Origin of the sequence: Herbiconiux gentiana, assembly GCF_024978135.1 — a bacterium.
GTDB lineage: Bacteria > Actinomycetota > Actinomycetes > Actinomycetales > Microbacteriaceae > Herbiconiux > Herbiconiux gentiana.
On record NZ_JANTEZ010000005.1, the window covers coordinates 224,568 to 244,489 of the forward strand.

Sequence of the window (19,922 nt, forward strand, 5' to 3'; positions counted from 1 at the left end):
CCCCATGCTCGCAGACGGCGCCCCCCGGCGGTCAGCCCGCAGCCGCCGGCGGTCGGCCCGCAGCCGCTCGTCAGCCCCCAGCGACCGACGGCGGCCACGCGGCTCAGGCGAAGTCGAGGGAGGGCTCGTCGCTGACCGAGAGGGTGAGCACCGCCTTGCCGATCAGCTCCTCGCCCTCGAGGTCGCCCTCGAGGCGCCGCAGCTGGGCGGCCACGCCGTCCTCGTTCTGGTCGCCGACGAGGTCGACGGCGGCCACCAGGAAGAGCGTGCCGGGCCCCGAGAACTCGAGGAACAGCGAGGTGACGCGCTGGATCTCGGGGTGCGCGAGGAGCATCCGCCCCGTCTCGGCCCGGTACGCGTCGCTCGGGCCGGCGCCCAGCAGGTACCGCCGGTTGCGGCTGATCAGCAGCAGAGCCACCCCGCCGAGCAGCAGCCCGATCAGGATCGACCCGATCGCGTCCCACACCGGGTCGCCCGTCGCCTGGTGCAGCCCGATGCCACCGGCGGCGATCAGCAGCCCGAGGAGTGCGGCGGTGTCCTCGAAGAACACCGAGCGCAGCGTCGTGTTCGAGCCGTTCACGACGTAGTCGAAGAAGCCGCGACCGTACTGCCGCGCCGCCTTCCGCCCCTGCATCACCGACTGCGTCAGCGATAAGCCTTCGAGCACGAAGGCCACGGCGAGCACGACGTAGTTGAGCGTGTAGTCCTCGACCGCCTCGGGCGCCGCCAGGCTCTGGATGCCGTGGTAGACCGACACCACGGCACCCACCGTGAAGATGCCGAAGGCCGCGAACAGCGAGAAGATGTACGCGTCCCGGCCGTAGCCGAGCGGATGCGCGGCGTCCTGCTTCTTCTCGGCGCGCCGGTCGGCGATCAGCAGGAAGATCTCGTTGCCCGCATCCGCCCACGAGTGCGCGGCCTCGGCGAGCATCGAGGCCGAACCGGTGAGCGCGGCGACGACCGACTTGGCGACGGCCACGAGGATGTTCGCGACGAACGCGATGACGACGGTCATGCGCTCGACGCTACGCCCGCTCGGGCTCGGCTCGCAGCCACCCGCCCGCTACGGCTTGCCCGGCAGGTACCCGGCGCCCTTCAGCAGGCGGCGCAGGTCGAGCACCATCTGCTCGTCGACGTCCTTGTGCCGCGGCTTCGTGAGCACGATGCGCTCGTCGCCGAGCTTCACGACGAATTTGCCGTCGTGCTCCTCGCGCACCTCGGCGACCTCGTCGAGCAGGCCGATCACGTCGTTCCACTCGAGGTTGTGGGTCGTGGGGTGGCGTCCGATGTGCTCGAGGGTGGTGCGGTGGTGCTGGCTGACGTGATCGATCCCGGTCATCGCTCGCCCCTTCCGTGGTGGTGACTGGCGGTGAACGGATGCGCGTGGGCACGCGCATCCGCCCGCCAACCTAGCCGCGCCGCCCCCGCCCGCGCCCCGTCATCTGTCGCAAGATGGCGCGAACCGGCCGCCACGGCAAGGGGGTGGGCGGGCGGAACCGTGCCACGTACCGTGTGCGCCATGACGAGCGAGACACGACAGACGGCCCCGACGGGCACCCCCGATGGCGACGGCGGCAGCCCGCTGCGGCAGAAGATCACGGGGCCGCTGCTGTTCCTGTTCATCCTGGGCGACGTGCTCGGGGCGGGCATCTACGCCCTGATGGGCGTGCTCGCCGGCGAGGTGGGTGGCGCGTTGTGGGCCCCGCTGGCGGTGGCGCTGCTGCTCGCGCTGCTGACCGCGGGCTCCTACGCCGAGCTCGTCACCAAGTACCCGAAGGCGGGCGGCGCCGCCGTGTTCGCGCAGCGGGCGTTCAAGACGCCGATCGTGTCGTTCCTCGTGGGCTTCAGCATGCTCGCCGCCGGGGTGACGAGCGCCGCGGGGCTCGCCATCGCCTTCGCCGGGGAGTACCTGCAGACGTTCCTGCCCGTGCCGACCATCCCGGCGGCGCTGGTGTTCCTGCTGCTGGTGGCCGCGCTGAACGCCCGCGGCATCAGCGAGTCGGTGAAGAGCAACGTCGTGATGACCGTCATCGAGGTCTCGGGCCTCGTGATCGTGGTGGTGGTCGTCGCGGTGATGCTGGGCGGCGAGGGCGGCGACGTCTCGCGGGTCGGGGAGTTCCCGCCCGGGGCCTCGCCCGCGCTGGCGGTGCTCGGCGGGGCGATCATCGCCTACTACTCCTTCGTCGGCTTCGAGACCTCGGCGAACGTCGCCGAGGAGGTGCGACGGCCCTCGAAGGTCTACCCCAAGGCGCTGTTCGGAGCGCTGATCACCGCCGGGGTCGTGTACATCCTCGTCGGGCTCGCCTCGTCGATCGCGCTGCCGGCCGACGAGCTCGGCGAGTCGTCGGGGCCGCTGCTGGCGGTCGTGGCCGCGAGCGGGGTGCCGATCCCGAACTGGCTGTTCAGCCTGATCGCGCTGGTCGCGGTCGCGAACGGGGCGCTGCTGACCATGATCATGACGAGCCGCCTGAGCTACGGCATGGCCACCGAGGGGCTGCTGCCGAGCCCGCTCACGAAGGTGCTGCCGAAGCGGCGCACCCCGTGGGTCGCGATCATCTGCACCACGATCGTGGCGATGCTGCTCACGCTGGTGAGCGACCTCGCGACGCTCGCCTCGGCGGTCGTGCTGCTGCTGCTGTTCACGTTCATCAGCACGAACGTGGCGGTGCTGGTGCTGCGCAAGGACCGGGTCGAGCACGAGCACTTCCGCGTCTGGACGTTCGTGCCCGTGCTCGGCGTGCTGTCGTGCCTCCTGCTGCTGACCCAGCAGGAGCCGGTGGTGTGGCTGTTCGGGGGCGGGTTCCTGGTGCTGGGTGTGGTGCTGTACTTCGCGACCGTGATCGGGCGACGGATGCGCGACCGCCGCCGCGCGTGACGGCACCCGCCCGGCCTCCTCAGGAGAGCCCGGCGAGAGGCCGCGCGGTTCGCAGGAAGGCCCGGCGCACCCTCGCGGAGTCGTCGAGGTAGCTGCCGATCAGCACCCCGTCGCGCAGGATGCCGAGGGCGTCGGCCGTCTCGGCCGGTTCGGGCCGGCCGGCGTCGCTCAGATAGCGCGCGAGCGACTCCTTGAACCAGGCCCGATGGTCGGCCACGACCCGGCGCACGGCGCTGTCGGCGTCGGGGAACTCCGCGGCGGCGTTGATGAAGGGGCAGCCCCGCTGATGGTGACGCGTCGCATCGTCAGCGATGCCCTCCAGCGCGGATTCCAGCATGTGCTCGGGTGACACCGCCTGCGCCTCGCCCTGCGCGAAGACCGCCCGGAGCAGTTCGTCCTCGCGCTGCAGGTAGGCCACGACGAGCGCCTCCTTACCGGGGAAGTGCCGATACAGGGTGGCCCGCGTGACACCGGCCGCCCGCACGATCTGGTCGATGCCCACCGAGTTGATGCCCTCGCGGTAGAACAGCCCGGCGGCTACCTCGAGCAAATGCTCGCGAGGGGGAAGTGAGTCGCGGGTGCGTGCAGGCATGCTCGTGATCATACACAAGAACGAACGGTATATCTACCGATGAAATTGTTCTGAACCAGGTTGACAGGAGCCGGAACGAGTGCTTTCTTTAACCAAGAACGACCGATCGTTCTACTTACCGAAAGGCACTCCATGTCACTCCATCGCTCGCGGCGCTCCCACCGGGGACTCGCCGCCGCTGTCACCGCGGTCGCCGCGCTGACCGGCCTCGCCGCCGCCTCGGCCGCCCCTGCCGCGGCAGCCGAGATCGCCGCTCGTCCCTCCGCCAAGCCGACGATCGTGCTGGTGCACGGCGCCTGGGCGGATTCCTCGAGCTTCGCCCCGGTCACCGCCCGCCTGCAGAAGGACGGCTTCACGGTGCTGTCCGCGCCGAATCCGTTGCGCGGCCTCGCCGCCGACGCCGGAACCGTCGCCGCGTTCGTGAACCAGGCCACCACCGGACCGGTCGTTCTCGTCGGCCACTCCTACGGTGGCGCGGTGATCACCAACGCCGCGGCTCAGACCCCCAGTGTCACCGCGCTCGCCTACATCGACGCGTTCGCACCCGATGAGGGCGAGACGATCGTGCAGCTCGCGGGGGCGGTACCCGGTTCGGCCCTCGCTGCCGACCCGAGTGAGGTGTTCGACGCGGTGCAGGATCCGAACCTGCCCGCGGGGAACCCCGACCTCTACGTCAAGCGGTCTGGCTTCGCGGCGGCGTTCGCCGCGCACCTCGACCGACACGACGCCGCTGTCCTCGCGGCCTCACAGCGGCCGATCGCCGGTGGCGCCCTCCAGGAGCCGTCCGGTGCCCCGGCGTGGAAGACGCTGCCCAGCTTCTTCCTGATCGGTACCGAGGACCGGGTCATCCCGGCCGACGGCCAGCGCGCCATGGCGTCGCGCGCCGGCGGAACCGTGGTCGAGGTCAAGGCCGACCACCTCTCGATGCTCGAGAAGCCCGCCGACGTGGCGAAGCTGATCGAACGGGCGGCGGGCAAGTGATGACGATCTCGCCTCCCCCGTTCGACCCCGAACTGAAGGTCGTGCTCGACGTCGTCAACCAGTCCATCAGTCCGACGCTGCTGCCGGAGCATCTCGAGGCGCTCCGCGGTCCGGGTTTCACGAAGACGCTCCATCAGCTGCTCGCCGAGCGCGATCTCGAGCACCGTGAGACCATCGTGCCGGGGCCAGACGGCGCACCCGAGCTCCTCGTCTCGGTGTTCAGCCGCCCGGGCCACACCACCGGTCCCGGATTCTTCTTCACCCACGTGGGCGGGATGATCTTCGGCGACCGCTTCGTGGGCGTCGAGCCGGTGCTGGACTACGTCGATCAGTTCGATGCCGTGGTCGTGACCGTCGAGTATCGGTTGGCCCCCGAGCATCCGGCACCCGCCGCTCTCGAGGACAGCTACACCGCGTTGCGCTGGACGGCCGCGCACGCCGCCGAGCTCGGCATCGACCCCGAGCGGCTGTTCAGCATCGGCGGCAGCGCCGGGGGCGGGCTCACGGCGGGCATCACCCTGATGGCCAGGGACCGCGGCGGGCCAGTCCTCGCCGGCCAGGTGATCATGTACGGGATGCTCGACGAGCGGAACGACTCGGTGTCCGCGCGGCAGATCGACGGCGTCGGCATCTGGGACCGAACGAGCAACGAGACGGGCTGGGACTTCCTCCTCGGCGACCGCCGGCACGGTGGGTCGCTGACTCCCTACGAGTCCCCGGCGAGCGCCGACAGTCTCGCCGGGCTGCCGCCGACGTACATCGAGGTGGGGTCCGCCGAGGTGTTCCGGGACGAGGACGTGGCCTACGCGAGCGCCATCTGGGCCGCGGGCGGTGACGCCGAGCTGCACGTCTGGCCGGGCGGCTACCACCTGTTCGAGCTGCTCGCGCCCGACGCCGAACTGTCCCGGGCGGCTCGGCGCACCCGCGGCGAGTGGGTGCGGCGGCGTCTCGCGCTGTGAGGAAGGGGGCCGGATGCGGCGGCGATCGCGTCCGGCTCCTGCACGCGCTGGGTGACGCGGGGGCGGCCGCGGTCTGCCGCCGGGCGCGGTCTTGATCGGCGGTGGGCGCGCGGGTAGGGTCGAACGACTCCGCGCCCGCCCACCCCGCGCGGCCGGAGCCTCCCGGCACACGACGCCGGGCGCGAAGGAGCAGTGCACGATGACCGGACCATCCACGGCGACGCCGCCACGACTGGCCGGCGTCTTCGACCTCTTCACCATCGGTCTCGGGCCCTCGAGCTCGCACACGGTCGGGCCCATGCGGGCCGCGAATGCCTTCGCCGACTCCCTCTCCCCCGCCGTGCGGGCCGCGACCGCCGAGGTGCGGGTGACGCTGTTCGGGTCGCTGGCCGCGACCGGGTCGGGGCACGGCACGTTCGGGGCGATCCAGCTCGGGCTCGAGGGGCTGCGGCCCGAGACGACGCTGCCGGCAGAGGCCGAGGAGCGGCTCGCCGCGATCGCCGCCTCGGGGCAGGTGCTGCTCGCCGGGGAGCGGCCGGTGCGCTGCGCCGTCGGCGACTTCGTGCTGCGTCCGCTGACGGTCGCGCCGCGGCATCCGAACGCGCTGACGCTCTCGGCCGTCGACGCCGCGGGCGACGCGCTGGCCACCGAGACGTACTACTCCGTGGGCGGCGGGTTCGTGCTGCGCGAGGGCGACGACGAGGGCGCGATCGGGCGGGACGAGCATCCGGTGCCCCTGCCCTTCGCCACGGGCGACGAGCTGCTCGCGCGCTGCGACGAGACGGGGCTGTCGATCGCCGCGGTCGTGCGGCACAACGAGCTGGCGACGCGCACGGCCTCGGCCCTCGATGACGGTCTCGTGGCGATCGAGCAGGCGATGGACGCGTGCTGGCGCAACGCCCTCACCCGCACCGGCGTGCTGCCGGGCGGGCTGAACGTGCGTCGGCGGGCCGGCGTGCTGCACGCGCACCTCGAGGTCGTCGACCCCGAGCGGCGGCCCGAGTTCTGGCAGGAGCGGGTGAACCTCGTGGCCCTCGCGGTGAACGAGGAGAACGCCTCGGGCGGGCGGGTCGTGACGGCGCCGACGAACGGGGCGGCGGGCATCATCCCGGCGGTGCTCTACTTCGCGCTGCACTACACGCCGCGGGCCCTGGTTCCGGATGCGCACCGCGGGATCGTGACGGAGTTCCTGTTGACGGCGGCGGCCGTCGGGGCCCTCTACAAGACCAACGCCTCGATCTCGGGCGCCGAGGTGGGCTGCCAGGGCGAGGTCGGGTCGGCGTCGTCGATGGCGGCGGCGGGCCTCGCGGCGGTGCTCGGCGGAACGCCCCGGCAGGTCGAGAACGCGGCCGAGATCGCGATGGAGCACAACCTCGGCCTCACCTGCGACCCGATCGGCGGGCTGGTGCAGGTTCCGTGCATCGAGCGGAACGCGCTCGCGGCCGCCAAGGCGGTCAACGCGGCGAAGATGGCGCTCTGGGGCGACGGCACGCACCACGTGTCGCTCGACCAGGTGATCGCGACGATGCGCGAGACGGGTGCCGACATGTCGAGCAAGTACAAGGAGACGGCGCGGGGCGGGCTCGCGGTGAACGTGCCGAACTGCTGAGGTCGCCCGGTCTGCTGACGTGACCCGCTCTGCTGGCGTGACCCGGTCGGGGGCGGGCGTGGGCGGGCGGGCGGTCTCTAGGCTGGCGCCATGGCCTTTCCCACGACGCCCGTCGACCGCCGTACCGTGCTCGCCGGAGCCGCGTGGGCGGTCCCCGTCATCGCGGTCGCGGTCGCGGCCCCGGCGGCCGCCGCCAGCACCGGCACGCTCGAGATCGACTTCGTCGCGCTCGTCCTCCAGCTCAAGCGCTCGGACACCATCGCCGCCGTCATCGCCATCACGAACACCGGCACGGTCGAGGCCGCCGACCAGACCGTCTCGGTGACGCTCACCGGCCTGGAGACGCCCGCCGACCAGACGTACCTGGTGGAGTTCGGACCCGTTCTCGGCGACGGCCTGGTGGACCGGGGCGACGGCACCCGGGTGTCCACCGTGAACAGCGCCTTCACCGCCGCGTCCGACCCGGTCGAGAGAACGCTGACCCTCACGGCGACGCGGTTCACCTTCCCGCCCGGCACGGTCTACCTGGCGGTGTTCCTCACCTGGCCCGCCACGAATGAGCACGTCGACGGGTTCATCATCGGCGGATCGTTCATCATCACCCCTCCCTCGGGGCCGGCCGTCACCGGGGCCCTGACCGATCTCGCTCTGACCCCGCCGCCGCCTGCCGCGCCCTGAGCCCGCCGTGGCGGCGGCCCTCTGGAGCGGCGTCGTGCTGTGGGGCCGGCCCGCCGTGGCGGCGGCCCGATGTGTCAAGCCCCTCAGCTCGTCCACGCATCCGCGCGACGGTGGATGCACGGGACGAGGCCGTGGAGGAGGGGCGATGCGCGAGCAGAGGTTCGACGGGGGCAGCGCGGCAGGCGGGGGCAGCCCGGCAGGCGGCGATACGCCGGCGGCCGAAGGTAACCCGGCGGGGCCCGGCGGGGCGGGCAGGCCTGGCGGGGGTTGGCCGCTGCTCGCGGCGTTCGTCGAGCGGGCGGACGGGCGGCTGGTGATGACGTTCGCACTGTCCGACGTGCTGCCGGCCGATCGCGTCGATACCGTGGTGCTCGGGGTCGACGCCCTGCGCGATGACGCGGCGCGCCGGGTCACGCTGTACGCGGTGTTCGAGCCGCGGTCGGTGAACGTCTTCAGCCGGTGCGGCGACCTCGGACGGCGGCACGACGAGGCGGAGATCAGCTACCCCGGCACCGCGGTGTGCGTGGCACTGGGGCTGGATGCCGCCGGCCTCGGCGACGGCGGACCGGGCCGCGCGGGCCTCTGCCTGGAGTCGCAGCCCGACGCCCGGGGCTTCGCGGTGATCGACGGGGTGACGCGGCAGGACCACGCGCCCGTGACGCTCCTCGCGATCTGACGCCGCCGCCGGCACTGGCCGCCGGCCTGGCCTCCACCCGCCCGGGCATGCACACGGACGGAGAACCGTGCCCACCGCGGCCGGGATGGCGTCGGTGGGTCGGATTCTCCATCCGTTGTGTTCGCGGTCGGGTCAGCCGCGTAGGCGGCGGGCGAGGTGGGCGCCGATGGCCGAGACGACGATCGCGGCGACCACCTTCACGAGGGTCGGATGCTCGCGGTAGACCTTCTCGGCCCGCTCCCACAGGGTGGCCGCCGTGTCACCGGCGCGGTTGGCGACCTCGCGCGCCTCGTCGGACACGCGGTCGGCCGCCTTTCGGGCGTCGCCGGACACGTGGTCGGCCGCGTCCCGGGCCTTCTCGGCGGCGGCGTCGGTGGCCGTGCGGGCGTTCTTCGCGAGCCTGTCGGCGGTCTCCCTGGCCAGCTCGGCGGCGTCGTTCGATGCCATGGCGCTACTCCTTCGTCTCGGTAAGGGTGCCGGCCGCGGCGGTCGACGCGGTCGGGGTGGGTGCGGTGGCGGGCTCGGCCCCGGTGGCGCCGGACTCAGCCGGGGTGGGGGTCGGTTCAGCCGGGGTGGCGGCGGGCTCGGCCGGTGTGGTGCCGGACTCGGCCGGGGTGGGGGTCGGTTCAGCCGGGATGGCGGCGGGCTCGGCCGGTGTGGTGCCGGACTCGGCGGGGGTGGTCGGGGTGGGCTCGACGGCGTCCCTGACGGCGTCGGCCGCGTCGCGGGCGGCGTCGGCGGCGGCCTGGGCCGCGGCGCTGGCCGCCTCGGCCGCGCGGGTCGCCGCGTCGGCGGCCGCTTCGGCGGCGTGGGCGGGGTCGAGCTCGCGCGCGCCGTCCGAGGTGGGGGCGGTCCCGTCGTGGGCGGGGTCGAGATCACGCGCGGCGTTCGAGGTGGGGGCAGTGCCGTCGTGGGCGGGGTCGAGATCACGCGCGGCGTCCGAGGTGGGGGCGGTCCCGTCGTCGGTGACCTGGAGATCACGGGCCGCGTCGGTCGTGGCGTCATCGACGGTGTCGGCCGCCTTCGCGACCGCGCCCTTCACGGCGGCGGCATCGGCGTCGTCGGACGCGGCCGCCGACTCGGCGGCGTCCTGCACCGTGTCGGCGGCGTTCGCAGCGGCGCTCCGCACGGCATCGGCCGCGGTCGAGGCGGCGTCGGAAGCCGTCGCCGACGCGGACGCACCGGCCGACTTGGCGGTCTCCGCCGCCGAAGCGGCCCCTTCCTTGACGGCCTCGGCTGCCGAAGCCGCCCCGTCTTTCACGGCGGCGGCAGCCGACGCGGCGCCCGACTTCGCCGAAGCGGCCCCGTCCTTGACGGCCTCGGCCGCCGAGGCGGCCCCGTCCTTCACCGCCGCGGCAGCAGACGCGGCACCGGACTTCGCCGAGGCCGCGCCCGAGCGGGCCGCGGACGACGCCGAGGCGACGCCCGACGCGACAGCGGAGGCCGCGGTGGACGCGGCGCCGGTGGCCGCCGAAGTGGCCGACTCGAGCGGGGTCTCCGCGGGGTCGAACGGGCCGTGCACGTCGGTGATGGTGACGTCGATCGAGGCCGGCTGCTCGTGCAGCTGCGCCACCGCGTGGGCGATCTGGGTGCGTGCCGACTCGGCGACCTCGGTGACGTTCGCCGGGTATTCGACCACGAGCGCCACCGTGATCACGAGGCCGGCGTCACGGCGCGAGATCGTGATACCCGGGAAGGCGCCCGAGCCGGTGACGCTGCGGCGCACGGTGTCGACCGCACGGCCGAAAGGGCTGCCGAGGCGGTGCACGCCGCTGACGCCGAGTGCGGTGTCTGCGACGGTGCGCGCCAGCACCTCGGCGGGGTCGAGGTTCGGGTCGGCGGGCCCCTGCGCCTGAGCGAGATCGATCGGCACGACGTGACGAGACGAGGCCGACGAGGCCGACGACGACGACGCCGGCGACGGCGACGAGGAGGGAACGGGAGTGGTGGGAGTCATGCGGATCTCCAGAGCAGAAGGAAGAGGGGAAGAAAGGCGGCTCACGCCACCCGGGCGGCCTTGGCCACCCGGGTGCGCAGCCCGGCGACGATCTGGATGACGACCGGCGTCTCGCGACCGAGCACGGCGTCCCAGTGGGCGACCGCGCGGTCGATCTCCGAGCGCACGGCGACCGGCGAGGCACCGCGGCGGGTGTGCGCGGTGACGCGCAGCACGTTCTGCCGCCGCACCCGGAACGCGGTCACGTCGAGCGCCACGATCGCCGGCACCCGGCTGAGCGCGTCGGTCAGCACCTGCTCGGCGACCTTGGCGTCGACGGTCACGGAACCGCCGGTGGGCGTACCGCGCCCCGGCGAGGCGTCGACGCGCAGCAGCGTGCCGGTGCGGCCGTGGCCCTGCCGCAGCGCGAACCACAGCAGCAGCACGATCAGCAGCAGGCACGCGACGGCGGCGGCCCACGGGATCCAGGGGGCACTCGAGAGCGTCGACGAGACGGCGGACGGGGCATCGGAGGCGACACCCGAGACGGCGTCGCGAGCATCCGGAAGCAGCACGCCGACGGCGATGGCCCCGCCCACGGCGAGCAGCGCGAGACCGGCGACGAGCACCAGCAGTCGGTTGAGGAAGCGGTTGGTGGAGGTCATGCGCCGACGGTTCCGTTCTCGGTCAGGCGCACGTTCGCACGCAGCGCCGGGGTGAAGTCGTAGTCGGCGACCTCGGCGTCGACCGCCGAGCGGATGGCCGCCAGATCGGTGCGCCGGCCCGAGCTGGGCGTGACGACGACGGATGCGCGGCGGCGCGCCACCGTGACGTGCACCTGCTCGGGGTCGACGTCACCGGCGTAGGCCGCGGTGCGGGCGAGGCTCGTCGCGATCACCCGGTCGTCGACGACGGCGGCGGTGCGATCGAGGCCCGAGCGCCGCCGGTCACGGCGGGCGGGCGTGAGGGCCACGACGACGAGGACCAGCCCGATCACCGCGACCACGGCGCCGATCGCCACGACGATGCCGGCCGGGGCGGCGACGGCACCCGCCAGGGCGTTCACCGCGTCGGTCGGGGCGACGAGCAGGGCCGGCTGCCCGAGCGCGGACAGCACCAGTTCGGTGCCGACCCACGCGAGCAGCAGCATCAGCACCACGGCCACCGCGATGGCCGCGCCGGCCCGCGAGGAGTGGGTCTCGCGCCGCACGAGGCGGCGGTAGAGGGCGGGAGTCGTCATGCGACCCTCCTTCGTTCGGTCAGCTCGGCGCTGCTGATGCGCAGGTCGACGCGGTCGATGGTCGAGCCGGTCAGCTGCAGGCAGCGGGTGCGGATGCTCGTCTGCGCCTGGGCGACGCGCTCGAGCAGGGTGGGCGAACCGGGGGTGGGCGAACCGGGGGTGGGCGAACCGGCCCCGCGCCCGCCGCCGGCCCCGCGCCCGCCGCCCGAGAGTGGCGCGATGCGGATCGGGGTGCTCGCCGTCACGACGAGCACCCCCCGGTGATCGGCGAGCTCGACCGATACGTCGGACGCGTCGACGTCGAGCGCGTCGGCGGTGACGGCCGACACGATCCGGCGCAGGGCCCGCGGGGCGATCGTGGTGCGACCGTGCCCGGAGGCCGAGCCGGCCGACCGACCGAGCCCGGAGGCTGAGCCGGCGAGGCCGCCGGAACCGGACGTCACCGCCGCGCTCACGACGACCGCCGCCCTCGGAGCGACTCGGCGAGCGAGCGCAGGTCGAGGTCGCCCGAGGCCACCCGGCCGGCGGCCCAGCCGATCGCCATCGCGATGGCCACGAACACGAAGGCCCAGAAGCCGAGGATGATCGCGGTCAGCGCGAGCACGGCGCCGATCAGGACGCCGGTGGTGGCGGAGCTCACTGGACGCGGCTCTCGGCGTCGTCGCCCTCGTCGTCGGAGGGGATGTGCACGTCGGAGACGGTCACGTTGACCTCGGCGACCTCCATGCCCACGACGGTGGTGATGGCGCGGCTGACGCTGGCGCGGATCTCGTCGGCGAGCTTCTGCAGCTCGACGGGGTACTCGGCGACGACGGTGATGTCGGCGGCGACCTGGCGCTCGCCGACCTCGACCTTGACGCCTTGGCCGCGGTCCTGCGCGTTGATGGCGTTGCGGATGGCGCCGATGGCGCGAGCGGCTCCGCCGCCCAGGTCGTGCACGCCGTAGACCTCGCGGGCGGCGATGCCGGCGACCTTCTCGACCACGCCGTCGGCGACGGTGTTGGTGCCCTTCGACGCGGTGGTGGAGTGCTTGGCGGTGGTGGTGTCGGTCATGATCTTCTCCTTGGGTAGAGGCTTCGTGGAAGCGGGTCTTCACCAGTGAGACGTGGACAGCACGCAAGAGGGCATACGCACTCAGGGAGCGTTCAGGAAGGGAGCGCGAAGGGGCTCAGTAGCGGATGGCGTCGATGACCTTGACCCGCACCGCCACCAGCGCGGGCAGGATTCCGGCCAGCGCACCGACGGCCGAGGCCGCGACGAGCCCCAGCACGGCCGCGTCGACCGGGAACGGCGGGAAGTCGGTGACGAGCCCCTGCCCTACGAGGTCGTGCACCATCGGGCTCTGCACGACCAGGATGGCCGCCGCCACCCCCACGGCCCCGGCGGCGACCGTCGCGACGACGCTCTCCATCATCACCGCGAAGAACACCCGTCCGGCCGTCGCCCCGAAGCTGCGCCGGATGCCGATCTCCCGAACCCGCTGCTTCACGGTGACGAGCGCGATGTTGACGAGCCCCAGCGCCCCCAGCAGCAGCACGAGCAGGGCGATGCCGCCGACGATCATCTGCGTGACGAGGAACGGGTCGTCGCCGTACTGGGCGGCGTCCTGCCGCATCACGTCGACTGTGGCCCCGTCGCCGACCGCGGCCGCGAGGTCGCGCTTCACCGCGGCGGCGAGCGCCTCCCAGTCGCCGGTCGGCACCCACAGCTCGTACTGCACCGACGACCCGGCGAAGGGGTCGACCGCGGCTCCGGCGCCGGCATCCGCCTGCTGGAAGGCCGCGAGCTGGTCGGCGAGCATGAACATCGCCGGCTCGGTCTCCCACTCGGCCGAGGGGTACACCCCCACGATCACGGCGGTCGTCGCCCCGGTGCCGCCGTGCCCGCCGAGCGAGAGCAGCGGATGCCCGTCGAGCGCCGGGCGTCCGAGGCGCTCCCAGAACACCGAGTTCACGATCACCCGGGGCGCGAGCTGCTCGGCGTCGACCGGCGTGAACCACGAGCCCTCGGAGATGCGCACCCTGTGCATCTCGCCGTAGGGCTGGTCGACGGCCTGGGTGCCGACGGAGAGCACGCCGTTCGGCGAGTCGACGGCGACGCCCGCGTTCACGACCCGGCTGGCGTAGTCGATGCCGTAGCGCGCGACCGTCTCGACCCAGGCGCTCTGCAGCGCCTCGGCGTCGACCTGGCCGCCGTCGGCGCCGTAGGCCGAGACGTAGAGGGTGGCCGGCCGGCCGCTCTGGCGCTCGCTCTGCTCGGCGGTCGTCTGCTGCAGGATGCCCCCGAGCGCGACGACGGTGGTGAGCGACGCGACGGCGACGGCGACCCCGATCAGCGAGAGCAGCACGCGCGTGCGGTGGATGCGCAGCTCCTGCCACGCCTCGAGCACCGCCCCGAGCAGTCCGGTGAGCAGGCGGGTCACGAGGCCTCCGCCCGGGTCAGCACCCCGTGGTCGAGGCGGTAGTGGTCGCGCGACCGCTCCGCGATCGCCGGGTCGTGGGTGATCACCACGAGAGCCGCCCGTGTGCGGGTCGCGACCTCGTCGATCAGCTCCATCACGCTCTGCCCGGTGTCGAGGTCGAGCGCCCCGGTCGGCTCGTCGGCGAGGATGAGCCGCGGCCCGCGCACGAGCGAGCGCGCGATCGCGACCCGCTGCTGCTCGCCGCCCGAGAGCCGGTCGGGCAGGCTCTCCAGGCGATGGCCGAGCCCCACCTCTTCGAGCATCTCGGCGGCGATCGCCCGGCGCCGCCAGAACTGCCGCCCCTCGGCGTAGAGCAGCGGCATGATCACGTTCTCGAGCGCGGTGCGCCCGGGCAGCAGGTTGAACTGCTGGAACACGAAGCCGATCTCACGCCCGCGCACCCGGTCGCGCTCACGGGAGGAGTACTGCTTCACCGGCTTGCCCGCGAACTCGAGCACCCCGCTGGTGGGGGTGTCGAGCAGCCCCAGCAGGTTCAGCAGGGTCGACTTGCCCGAGCCGGAGCGGCCCACCACCGAGATGCGGTCGTCCTCCTCCACGTCGAGGTCGACGCCGTTCAGGATGGTCAGCGCCGGCTGGTCGGGCGGGAGCACCGTGCGCGTCACCGACGCGAGGTGCAGCAGGGTCACGAGAACGATCCGCAGACGCTGCTGCCGTCGGGCAGCGAGGTGCAGCCCTCCATGCCGTCGGCGGGCACCGCGGCGGCGCCCGGCGCGAACTGCAGCACCGTGTCGCCCTCGGCGAGCCCACCGGTGATCTCCACCGTGCTGCCGTCGCTGAGGCCGAGCCCCACGGCCCGCTCCTCGTTCGCGCCGTCGGCGGTCACGACCCAGACGGTTCCGCTCTGGGCGGCGCCGCGCACCGCCGTGGTGGGCACGACGAGCACGTTCTCGGCCTTGCCGCCCGCGATGGTCAGCTGGGCGGCGAGCCCGGGGAACACCGTCACGCCGTCGGGCACCGGGCAGCTCACGGTGGTGGTGCTTCCGGATGCTCCCCCGCCGCCCGCGCCGGAGCCGCCGTCGGTCGCGCCGCCCGTAGCGCCTCCGCCCGAGCTCCCCTCGGAGGCGCCGGCCAGCGGCGTGCGGATGCTCAACCCGGTGCAGGTGAACGGAGCCGGCCCGTTCGTGATGGCCACCGACGCCTCGGTCGGCCGGTTCACCAGCCGGTACTGCTGGGCCGGCTGCAGCGACCCCGTCACCGAGAAGGTGGGCGGCGCCATCTGGCCGGCGGCCTCGCCGATCGCCACGGTCTGCCCGGGGATGACCCCGAGCGAGCTGAGGGTGCCCGAGATGGGCGCGAGCACCTGCTCGTAGCGGAAGATCGCGGGCAGCGGCTTGCCCTCGGCGTCGACGGTCTCGGCCGGGTCGCGCTCGATCTCGACCTTGACGTCGAACACCACGTCGCCCGCCGCGATCGAGGCCCCGACCGCCGCGAACACCTCGTCGACCGCACCCGCGGCCGTGGACTTCACGGGCACCGCCGGGTCGGCCGAGACGGTCGCGTCGAGCACGACGTCGTTCGTGATCGTGCCCCGCGCGACGGCCACCGTCGGCTCGACCAGCGCGCCCGTGGGCACCGCCGGATCGGCCTCGGCCGGCTTGTCGGGGAAGAACGCCAGCTTGCCCAGAGCCACTGCGATCACCGCGATCAGAATGATCCGGATGACCGGGAAGACCCATTTCCTCGCCACACCCACGTCGTACCTTCCTGTCCCCGCATCGAATCCTAGGGGGTTTGCAATCCGGTCGTCGCCTCCCGTAGTTTGGTTAGGCAAACCTAACGTGCCGTCACAGCAGCACGGATCCGCGATCTCCCGCATCCCACCGAAAGGCACCTCCATGCCCCGCGCCACGCGCTTCGCCGCCCTCACCACGGCGGCCCTGCTCACCGCCTCGCTCGCCGCCTGCTCGTCCCCCTCGTCGGCTGGCACCGACGCCTCCTCGACCGACGGCGCCTTCGAGCCGATCACCATCGAGCACGCCCTCGGCACCACCGTGATCGAGACGCAGCCCGAGCGCGTGGCCACCGTGAACTGGGCGAACCACGAGGTGCCGCTGGCCCTCGGCGTCGTGCCCGTCGGCATGGCCGCCGCGAACTTCGGCGACGACGACGGCGACGGACTGCTGCCCTGGGTCGAGGAGAAGCTCACCGAGCTCGGCGCCGAGACCCCTGTGCTCTTCGACGAGACCGACGGCATCGACTTCGAGGCCGTCGCCGACACCGACCCCGACGTCATCCTGGCGGCGTACTCCGGCCTGACGCAGGAGGACTACGACACGCTGAGCGAGATCGCCCCCGTCGTGGCCTACCCCGAGACCGCCTGGGGCACCCCCTGGCGCGAGATGATCGAGCTGAACAGCGGGGCCATCGGCAAGAAGGCCGAGGGCGAGGCCCTGATCGCCGACCTCGAGACGCAGATCTCCGACGCCGCCGCCGAGTACCCGCAGCTCGAGGGCACCTCGGCCGCCTTCCTCACCCACGTCGACACCGCCGACCTCAGCGAGGTCAGCTTCTACACGACGCACGACACCCGGGCCATGTTCTTCGACGACCTCGGCCTGACCACGCCCGAGAGCATCGCCACCGCCTCGGCGACGACCGACCTCTTCGCCCTGACCCAGAGCGCCGAGCAGGCCGATGCGTTCACCGACATCGACATCATCGTTACCTACGGCGGCGACGAGCTGCTGACCGCGCTGGAGGCCGACCCGTTGCTGTCGCAGATGCCCGCCGTGGCGAACAAGGCGATCGTCGCCCTGCCCGGCACCAGCCCGCTCGGCACCGCCGCGAACCCCACGCCGCTGTCGATCTCGTGGGTGCTCGACGACTACCTGGCGCTGCTCGCCGAGGCCGCCGACAAGGCGTGACCTCCACCGCCCTCGCCCCCGCCGCCTCGGGAGCCGCCGTCGTACGGCGCCCGAGGCGGCTGCGCGCGCTCTGGCTGCTGATCGCGGCGGCCGTCCTGGTGGCGCTCGCGGCGGCGAGCGTGGCCGTGGGGTCGCGCGAGGTGGGCTGGGACGACATCGTCGCGGCCCTGGGCGGCGCCACCGACGGCTTCGACCGGGCCGCGGTCGCGACGCGCATCCCGCGCACCCTGCTCGCCGTGCTGGCGGGGGCCGCGCTCGCGGTGTCGGGTGCCGTGATGCAGGGCGTCACCCGCAACCCGCTGGCCGACCCGGGCATCCTCGGCGTGAACATGGGGGCGTCGCTCGCGGTGGTGACGGGCATCGCGTTCTTCGGGCTGGCGAGCGCATCGGCGCAGATCTGGGTGGCGATCGTCGGGGCCGCGGTCGCCGCCGTCTTCGTCTACGTGGTGGGTTCGCTCGGTCGCGGGGGCGCCACGCCGCTCAAGCTGGCGCTGGCCGGCGCGGCCACCTCGGCCGCACTCGTGTCGTTCACCAGCGCGATCGTGCTGCCGCGCGGCGACATCTCCGACAGCGTGCGGTCGTGGCAGATCGGCGGAGTGGGCGGGGCGACCTTCACGAGCATCCAGCAGGTGCTGCCGTTCGTGCTCGCCGGCTTCGCGATCTGCCTGCTCTCGGCGCGCGGGCTCAACTCGCTCGCCCTCGGAGACGAACTGGCGGCGGGTCTCGGCGAGCGCGTGGCCCTCGCTCGCGGCGGGGCGGCCCTCGGGGCGGTCGTGCTCTGCGGTGCGGTCACCGCGATCGCCGGGCCGATCGGCTTCGTCGGGCTCGTGGTGCCGCACGCCTGCCGGCTGCTGGTCGGGGTCGACCACCGCTGGCTGCTGCCGTTCTCGGCCGTCGTCGGCGCGTGTCTGCTGACCGCGGCCGACATCCTCGGGCGCATCGTCGCCCGGCCCGCCGAGATCGACGTCGGCATCATCACCGCGCTCGTGGGGGCACCCGTGTTCATCGCGATCGTGCGCCGACAGAAGGTGAAGAGCCTGTGACGCTCCTCGACCGCGCTCGGGCCTCGACGACGGATGCGGTGCAGCACGGCCGCGCCGCGCGAGCCCGCCGCCGCCGAACGGTGATCGTGGTGCTCGCGCTGCTGATCGCCGTGATGGCCGCCGTGAGCCTGATGGCGGGCCGCACCTTCTACCCGCCCGCCGACGTCATCGGCGTCATCCTCGGCCAGGACGTACCCGGGGCCTCGTTCACCGTGGGCCGGCTGCGCCTGCCCCGCACCGCGCTCGCCGTGCTCGCGGGGCTGTCGTTCGGTCTCGGCGGTGTCGCCTTCCAGACCATGCTGCGGAACCCGCTGGCGAGCCCCGACATCATCGGCATCAGCTCGGGCGCGAGCGCCGCCGCGGCCTTCGCCATCGTGACGCTGTCGCTCGGTGCCACCGAGGTCTCGGTGTTCGCGATCGTCGTCGGGCTGGCCGTCGCCCTGCTGATCTACCTGCTCTCGTACCGCAGCGGCGTGGCCGGCACTCGGCTGATCCTGATCGGCATCGGCGTGGCCGCGATGCTCGACAGCGTCACCGCCTACGTGCTCTCGCAGGCCGCGCAGTGGGATCTGCAGGAGGCCATGCGCTGGCTCACCGGCAGCCTGAACGGCACGAGCTGGCCGCAGGTGCTGCCGGTGCTCGTCGCGGTCGCGGTGCTTTCGCCGGTGCTGCTCGGCCAGGGCCGCAACCTCGCGGTGTCGCAGCTCGGCGACGACACCGCCTCGGCGCTCGGCGTGCGCGTCGACCGCACGAGGCTCATCGTGATCGTCGCGGCGGTCGGCCTGATCGCCTTCGCCACGGCGGCCGCCGGCCCGATCGCGTTCGTCGCGTTCCTCTCGGGGCCCATCGCGGCGCGGCTGGTCGGCCCGGGCGGCTCCCTGCTCGTGCCCGCCGCCCTCGTCGGCGCCCTGCTCGTGGTGGTCGCCGACTTCGTGGGCCAGTTCGCCTTCGGCACGCGCTACCCCGTCGGGGTCGTCACGGGTGTGCTCGGCGCTCCCTATCTGGTGTATCTGATCATCCGCTCGAACCGCTCAGGAGGCTCGCTGTGACCCGCGACCACACCCTCGTCGCCGCCGACCTCACCCTCGGCTACGGCGATCGCACCGTCGTCGACGGCCTCGACCTGGCCGTGCCGCCCGGCGCCGTGACCGCCATCGTGGGCGCGAACGCCTGCGGCAAGTCGACGCTGCTGCGCTCGATGTCCCGCCTGCTCGCGCCGAAGGGCGGCCAGGTGCTGCTCGACGGCAAGCAGGTGCACCGGATTCCCGCCAAGGAGCTCGCACGCACCCTCGGCCTCCTGCCGCAGTCGCCCATCGCGCCCGAGGGCATCACGGTCTCCGACCTCGTGGGCCGGGGGCGGCACCCGCACCAGAGCCTGTTCGCCCGCTGGAACGCCGCCGACGACGCCGCAGTCGCCGCCGCCCTGGAGGCCACGGAGACCGTGGCCCTGGCCGACCGCCCGGTGGACGAACTCTCGGGCGGCCAGCGCCAGCGCGTCTGGATCGCGATGGCGCTCGCGCAGCAGACCGAGCTGCTGCTGCTGGACGAGCCGACGACCTTCCTCGACGTCAGCCACCAGATCGACGTGCTCGACCTGCTCACCGACCTCAACCGCACGCGGGGCACCACGATCGTGATGGTGCTGCACGACCTGAACCTGGCGGCGCGCTACGCCGATCACCTGGTGGCGCTCGCCGACGGACGGGTGCACGCCGCGGGCACCCCCGCCGAGGTGCTCACCGAGGACGTCGTGCGCGCGGTGTTCGGGTTGGAGAACCGGATCATCGCCGACCCGACCTCGGGCAAGCCGCTGATGCTGCCGCTGGGGCGGCATCACGTAGCGGGGGCGGTGCCGAGCCTGGCGGGGGACGTGGCGGGCCTGCCGCCGCAGGGCGCCGGCGCCGCGACCGTCCTCACGGTGGCGGGCGCGGTGCCCGATGGTGCGTTACCGTCGGAACGGTGACCGCCGCCTCCACCCGAACGACGC

Annotated in this window: 23 protein-coding genes; 10 read left to right on the forward strand and 13 right to left on the reverse strand. The window is 73.3% G+C overall.

Annotated features, from left to right (window positions below):
- Positions 1 to 103: 103 nt before the first annotated feature.
- Together NVV95_RS14050 and NVV95_RS14055 are read right to left on the reverse strand one after the other, a co-directional pair.
- On the reverse strand, positions 104 to 1,015 hold the full coding sequence (locus NVV95_RS14050) for a cation diffusion facilitator family transporter (protein ID WP_259487177.1): 912 nt from the start codon (positions 1,013 to 1,015) through the stop codon (positions 104 to 106).
- A gap of 48 nt (positions 1,016 to 1,063) precedes the next feature.
- Positions 1,064 to 1,339, reverse strand: a complete 276-nt coding sequence (locus tag NVV95_RS14055; protein WP_259487178.1) for a hypothetical protein — start codon at positions 1,337 to 1,339, stop codon at positions 1,064 to 1,066.
- A 180-nt stretch (positions 1,340 to 1,519) separates the two neighbouring features.
- Here NVV95_RS14055 and NVV95_RS14060 point away from each other — a divergent pair, with 180 nt between their 5' ends.
- Positions 1,520 to 2,875 carry an APC family permease gene (locus NVV95_RS14060; protein ID WP_259487179.1) on the forward strand — a complete coding sequence of 452 codons (1,356 nt, stop codon included), beginning with the start codon at positions 1,520 to 1,522 and terminating at the stop codon, positions 2,873 to 2,875.
- Between the two features lie 19 nt (positions 2,876 to 2,894).
- Here NVV95_RS14060 and NVV95_RS14065 read toward each other — a convergent pair whose 3' ends face one another.
- Positions 2,895 to 3,467, reverse strand: a complete 573-nt coding sequence (locus tag NVV95_RS14065) for a TetR/AcrR family transcriptional regulator (RefSeq protein WP_179547158.1) — start codon at positions 3,465 to 3,467, stop codon at positions 2,895 to 2,897.
- Between the two features lie 132 nt (positions 3,468 to 3,599).
- Between NVV95_RS14065 and NVV95_RS14070 the strand changes: the two genes are divergently transcribed.
- The 5 genes from NVV95_RS14070 to NVV95_RS14090 all read left to right on the forward strand — a co-directional run bounded on the left by NVV95_RS14070 (position 3,600) and on the right by NVV95_RS14090 (position 8,370).
- Positions 3,600 to 4,448: an alpha/beta fold hydrolase gene (locus NVV95_RS14070; RefSeq protein WP_259487180.1), complete on the forward strand. Its 849-nt coding sequence runs from the start codon at positions 3,600 to 3,602 to the stop codon at positions 4,446 to 4,448.
- Positions 4,448 to 5,407, forward strand: a complete 960-nt coding sequence (locus NVV95_RS14075) for an alpha/beta hydrolase (RefSeq protein ID WP_259487181.1) — start codon at positions 4,448 to 4,450, stop codon at positions 5,405 to 5,407. Before NVV95_RS14070 ends, NVV95_RS14075 begins: the two co-directional genes overlap by 1 nt.
- Before the next feature lie 199 nt (positions 5,408 to 5,606).
- Positions 5,607 to 7,016: an L-serine ammonia-lyase gene (locus NVV95_RS14080; RefSeq protein ID WP_259487182.1), complete on the forward strand. Its 1,410-nt coding sequence runs from the start codon at positions 5,607 to 5,609 to the stop codon at positions 7,014 to 7,016.
- Positions 7,017 to 7,106: 90 nt separating this feature from the next.
- Complete coding sequence (locus NVV95_RS14085) at positions 7,107 to 7,694, forward strand: hypothetical protein (RefSeq protein ID WP_259487183.1); 588 nt, start codon at positions 7,107 to 7,109, stop codon at positions 7,692 to 7,694.
- A 145-nt stretch (positions 7,695 to 7,839) separates the two neighbouring features.
- On the forward strand, positions 7,840 to 8,370 hold the full coding sequence (locus tag NVV95_RS14090) for a hypothetical protein (RefSeq protein ID WP_259487184.1): 531 nt from the start codon (positions 7,840 to 7,842) through the stop codon (positions 8,368 to 8,370).
- A 132-nt stretch (positions 8,371 to 8,502) separates the two neighbouring features.
- On the opposite strand, the gene NVV95_RS14095 is transcribed toward NVV95_RS14090, so the two are convergent.
- The 10 genes from NVV95_RS14095 to NVV95_RS14140 form a co-directional block, all read right to left on the reverse strand.
- On the reverse strand, positions 8,503 to 8,817 hold the full coding sequence (locus NVV95_RS14095; protein ID WP_259487185.1) for a hypothetical protein: 315 nt from the start codon (positions 8,815 to 8,817) through the stop codon (positions 8,503 to 8,505).
- A gap of 4 nt (positions 8,818 to 8,821) precedes the next feature.
- On the reverse strand, positions 8,822 to 10,327 hold the full coding sequence (locus tag NVV95_RS14100; protein WP_259487186.1) for an Asp23/Gls24 family envelope stress response protein: 1,506 nt from the start codon (positions 10,325 to 10,327) through the stop codon (positions 8,822 to 8,824).
- A 41-nt stretch (positions 10,328 to 10,368) separates the two neighbouring features.
- Positions 10,369 to 10,971: a hypothetical protein gene (locus NVV95_RS14105; protein ID WP_259487187.1), complete on the reverse strand. Its 603-nt coding sequence runs from the start codon at positions 10,969 to 10,971 to the stop codon at positions 10,369 to 10,371.
- Complete coding sequence (locus NVV95_RS14110; protein ID WP_259487188.1) at positions 10,968 to 11,546, reverse strand: Asp23/Gls24 family envelope stress response protein; 579 nt, start codon at positions 11,544 to 11,546, stop codon at positions 10,968 to 10,970. Before NVV95_RS14110 ends, NVV95_RS14105 begins: the two co-directional genes overlap by 4 nt.
- Positions 11,543 to 12,001, reverse strand: coding sequence for a hypothetical protein (locus NVV95_RS14115; RefSeq protein WP_259487189.1), 459 nt, complete (start codon positions 11,999 to 12,001; stop codon positions 11,543 to 11,545). The genes NVV95_RS14110 and NVV95_RS14115 overlap by 4 nt, the downstream gene beginning before the upstream one ends.
- Positions 11,998 to 12,186 carry a DUF2273 domain-containing protein gene (locus NVV95_RS14120; RefSeq protein WP_259487190.1) on the reverse strand — a complete coding sequence of 63 codons (189 nt, stop codon included), beginning with the start codon at positions 12,184 to 12,186 and terminating at the stop codon, positions 11,998 to 12,000. The genes NVV95_RS14115 and NVV95_RS14120 overlap by 4 nt, the downstream gene beginning before the upstream one ends.
- Positions 12,183 to 12,599, reverse strand: a complete 417-nt coding sequence (locus tag NVV95_RS14125) for an Asp23/Gls24 family envelope stress response protein (protein WP_259487191.1) — start codon at positions 12,597 to 12,599, stop codon at positions 12,183 to 12,185. Before NVV95_RS14125 ends, NVV95_RS14120 begins: the two co-directional genes overlap by 4 nt.
- 115 nt (positions 12,600 to 12,714) lie before the next feature.
- Complete coding sequence (locus NVV95_RS14130) at positions 12,715 to 13,968, reverse strand: ABC transporter permease (RefSeq protein ID WP_259487192.1); 1,254 nt, start codon at positions 13,966 to 13,968, stop codon at positions 12,715 to 12,717.
- Positions 13,965 to 14,654 (reverse strand): ABC transporter ATP-binding protein, encoded by a 690-nt coding sequence (locus tag NVV95_RS14135; protein ID WP_259487193.1) that lies wholly within the window; start codon positions 14,652 to 14,654, stop codon positions 13,965 to 13,967. Before NVV95_RS14135 ends, NVV95_RS14130 begins: the two co-directional genes overlap by 4 nt.
- On the reverse strand, positions 14,651 to 15,715 hold the full coding sequence (locus NVV95_RS14140) for a permuted SH3 domain-containing protein (protein ID WP_259487194.1): 1,065 nt from the start codon (positions 15,713 to 15,715) through the stop codon (positions 14,651 to 14,653). Before NVV95_RS14140 ends, NVV95_RS14135 begins: the two co-directional genes overlap by 4 nt.
- 148 nt (positions 15,716 to 15,863) lie before the next feature.
- Here NVV95_RS14140 and NVV95_RS14145 point away from each other — a divergent pair, with 148 nt between their 5' ends.
- The 4 genes from NVV95_RS14145 to NVV95_RS14160 are packed head-to-tail and all read left to right on the forward strand — an operon-like array spanning position 15,864 to position 19,898.
- Positions 15,864 to 16,892, forward strand: coding sequence for an iron-siderophore ABC transporter substrate-binding protein (locus tag NVV95_RS14145; protein WP_259487195.1), 1,029 nt, complete (start codon positions 15,864 to 15,866; stop codon positions 16,890 to 16,892).
- Complete coding sequence (locus NVV95_RS14150; protein WP_259487196.1) at positions 16,889 to 17,935, forward strand: FecCD family ABC transporter permease; 1,047 nt, start codon at positions 16,889 to 16,891, stop codon at positions 17,933 to 17,935. Before NVV95_RS14145 ends, NVV95_RS14150 begins: the two co-directional genes overlap by 4 nt.
- Entirely contained in the window at positions 17,932 to 18,984 is a 1,053-nt protein-coding gene (locus tag NVV95_RS14155) for a FecCD family ABC transporter permease (RefSeq protein WP_259487197.1), read from the forward strand. The genes NVV95_RS14150 and NVV95_RS14155 overlap by 4 nt, the downstream gene beginning before the upstream one ends.
- Positions 18,981 to 19,898: an ABC transporter ATP-binding protein gene (locus tag NVV95_RS14160; protein WP_259487198.1), complete on the forward strand. Its 918-nt coding sequence runs from the start codon at positions 18,981 to 18,983 to the stop codon at positions 19,896 to 19,898. Before NVV95_RS14155 ends, NVV95_RS14160 begins: the two co-directional genes overlap by 4 nt.
- Positions 19,899 to 19,922 lie beyond the last annotated feature (24 nt).

Bases quoted from the DNA above. Each gene is read 5' to 3' on its own strand.
- NVV95_RS14080 (WP_259487182.1), top strand. From the start codon at position 5,607: ATGACCGGACCATCCACGGCGACGCCGCCACGACTGGCCGGCGTCTTC.
- NVV95_RS14055 (WP_259487178.1), bottom strand. From the start codon at position 1,339: ATGACCGGGATCGATCACGTCAGCCAGCACCACCGCACCACCCTCGAG.
- NVV95_RS14095 (WP_259487185.1), bottom strand. From the start codon at position 8,817: ATGGCATCGAACGACGCCGCCGAGCTGGCCAGGGAGACCGCCGACAGG.
- NVV95_RS14075 (WP_259487181.1), top strand. From the start codon at position 4,448: ATGACGATCTCGCCTCCCCCGTTCGACCCCGAACTGAAGGTCGTGCTC.
- NVV95_RS14050 (WP_259487177.1), bottom strand. From the start codon at position 1,015: ATGACCGTCGTCATCGCGTTCGTCGCGAACATCCTCGTGGCCGTCGCC.
- NVV95_RS14105 (WP_259487187.1), bottom strand. From the start codon at position 10,971: ATGACCTCCACCAACCGCTTCCTCAACCGACTGCTGGTGCTCGTCGCC.
- NVV95_RS14065 (WP_179547158.1), bottom strand. From the start codon at position 3,467: ATGCCTGCACGCACCCGCGACTCACTTCCCCCTCGCGAGCATTTGCTC.
- NVV95_RS14090 (WP_259487184.1), top strand. From the start codon at position 7,840: ATGCGCGAGCAGAGGTTCGACGGGGGCAGCGCGGCAGGCGGGGGCAGC.
- NVV95_RS14125 (WP_259487191.1), bottom strand. From the start codon at position 12,599: ATGACCGACACCACCACCGCCAAGCACTCCACCACCGCGTCGAAGGGC.
- NVV95_RS14110 (WP_259487188.1), bottom strand. From the start codon at position 11,546: ATGACGACTCCCGCCCTCTACCGCCGCCTCGTGCGGCGCGAGACCCAC.
- NVV95_RS14100 (WP_259487186.1), bottom strand. From the start codon at position 10,327: ATGACTCCCACCACTCCCGTTCCCTCCTCGTCGCCGTCGCCGGCGTCG.
- NVV95_RS14060 (WP_259487179.1), top strand. From the start codon at position 1,520: ATGACGAGCGAGACACGACAGACGGCCCCGACGGGCACCCCCGATGGC.
- NVV95_RS14085 (WP_259487183.1), top strand. From the start codon at position 7,107: ATGGCCTTTCCCACGACGCCCGTCGACCGCCGTACCGTGCTCGCCGGA.
- NVV95_RS14070 (WP_259487180.1), top strand. From the start codon at position 3,600: ATGTCACTCCATCGCTCGCGGCGCTCCCACCGGGGACTCGCCGCCGCT.
- NVV95_RS14145 (WP_259487195.1), top strand. From the start codon at position 15,864: ATGCCCCGCGCCACGCGCTTCGCCGCCCTCACCACGGCGGCCCTGCTC.